2 protein-coding genes are annotated in these 1,770 nt (G+C 28.9%); one reads left to right on the forward strand and one right to left on the reverse strand.

Features of this window, described 5'->3' with window-relative positions:
* Positions 1 to 147: 147 nt before the first annotated feature.
* Positions 148 to 612, reverse strand: coding sequence for a SulA-like leucine-rich domain-containing protein (locus ACFFIT_RS08485; RefSeq protein WP_385877230.1), 465 nt, complete (start codon positions 610 to 612; stop codon positions 148 to 150).
* Positions 613 to 813: 201 nt separating this feature from the next.
* Here ACFFIT_RS08485 and ACFFIT_RS08490 point away from each other — a divergent pair, with 201 nt between their 5' ends.
* Positions 814 to 1,440 (forward strand): hypothetical protein, encoded by a 627-nt coding sequence (locus tag ACFFIT_RS08490; RefSeq protein ID WP_385877231.1) that lies wholly within the window; start codon positions 814 to 816, stop codon positions 1,438 to 1,440.
* Positions 1,441 to 1,770 lie beyond the last annotated feature (330 nt).

The raw sequence follows: 1,770 nt of genomic DNA on the forward strand, positions 1-1,770 counted from the left end.
GAGGCTCACGTACGGTTCTGTGAGAGGGTGCGGGGGCGGTTCCTGTGTTCTACTCGATAATCCACGTTACATTATCATCTAATGAACTACATATAATGATTTTCTGCAGCTATAGCCTACTGATTAGAGCGATATTTTTTTATTTGATTAATGTATTAATTCAGTCAAAGGTAATATATATACTATCGAATCACCAAATTCAGCTGCTTGCTCTAATTGTCTAATTTGTTCAGTGCTTGTATCTGATAACCAAGTTACAACTGCTGAAGTTTTTCCATAAGATAGTGCTTGTAATACTAATCTCATTGACTGGATGCTCGGTTTTGCTGTATTTATTTGTAGAAAGTGTGCTAACGGAAGATGATGAGTTTTGAACCACTGTTTATCAAAACGTTTAGGTGAACCAATAAGAGTAATAAACTCATTCTTCTTTGCTAGATTTTTAAAAACAGTTGGCAGTATTATCATGGCCTCTTCGATATTTGCGATAAATTGAATCCTGTTCGAATTTGAGTCCCTATTATAGGATTCATTCATGTTCAGGGTATTAATAAACATAGGATAACTAGTTGAATAATGTGCACTATCACTTGTCATTTTATTAAAATACATAACCCACCTTCCTATTAAAATTAATGATACTGTTTTTTTATACAGTGTATTTAATATAAAAAAATTCCCTATGTCAAACACAAATTCAAAAAAATAAAAAAAAATGCATTTTTCTAAGGCCAATTTCATTCGATTTAGAGGGATAATTAGTTTGAATAACAACTGATTGTTATCCACTAACTGTTTACAAGGAGATGTAAAATGTTAAACAAGGAAGAAATATTAAAACTTACCTTAGATATATTGATCAAAATTAAAGGAAAACCAATAAAAATTTGTAACGGGTATAATAAATTTTCTCTTTATGCCTATGGAGAAGAGGTTTTATTATACAAAAGGAATGGTTGCTATTTAAAGATAGATAAGCAGAGTAAAATAAATCAAATATCAAATTTTGATTTGTATAAGTCTTATGTAAGAAAAGAAGAGAGTGAAGAACATTTATTAGTTTTAGAAAGCTCGATTTGTGAAAATGTTCTATTATATAAAAGATTGATCTGTTTTGTTATAAAAGAAGCTCAAGCTAAAAACTCTAAAAAAATAACAGAACTAAAGAATTTTCCTTTATGTAGTCCATCATTAAGCTTAACAAAAGAAATGGTGGCAATATTAGAAAAAATTAATGTTCGAACATTTAATGATTTTAGGACATTAGGGCCATTAGCAATAATCTCTATATTAATGTCTTATAAAATGAATCCTAGTTATAGTATGCTTTTAAAATTGGAATCAATTGATAAGCAAATCCCCATATTTTTATTAGATGAAAAAACAATTATGAATTTAAAAAAATTCTGGAAAAAGGTAGATGAGCTGAATGACCAATGAATTGATTTTAATTTGTGCTATTTGACTTAAATGCAGTCAATTAGAGTTATTTTTTAAAAAAAAGTTTGAATAAAAAAGTATATGTTCTATAATGACTTGGTTAGACGTTAATTGTTACTAAAAAGCATGAAACTTTTCAATAATAAGAAACGTGTTAACCAAGTTAAATAAAAGTGAAAATAAATTAAAAAAACACTTGACGTTAACAAAAAGGGTGAATATAATGTGCGCCCTGTCGTTAAGAAGATTACTTACGACAACCTGGTAGAAATACTAGATGCTCTTTAACAATTTATCAGACAATCTGTGTGGGCACTCGCAAGATATGAC

It is taken from the genome of Thorsellia kenyensis, from assembly GCF_042432445.1.
Classification (GTDB): Bacteria; Pseudomonadota; Gammaproteobacteria; order Enterobacterales; family Thorselliaceae; genus Thorsellia; species Thorsellia kenyensis.

Excerpts from the sequence above, each read along its gene's own strand:
- ACFFIT_RS08485 (WP_385877230.1), bottom strand. The coding sequence starts at position 612 with ATGTATTTTAATAAAATGACAAGTGATAGTGCACATTATTCAACTAGT.
- ACFFIT_RS08490 (WP_385877231.1), top strand. The coding sequence starts at position 814 with ATGTTAAACAAGGAAGAAATATTAAAACTTACCTTAGATATATTGATC.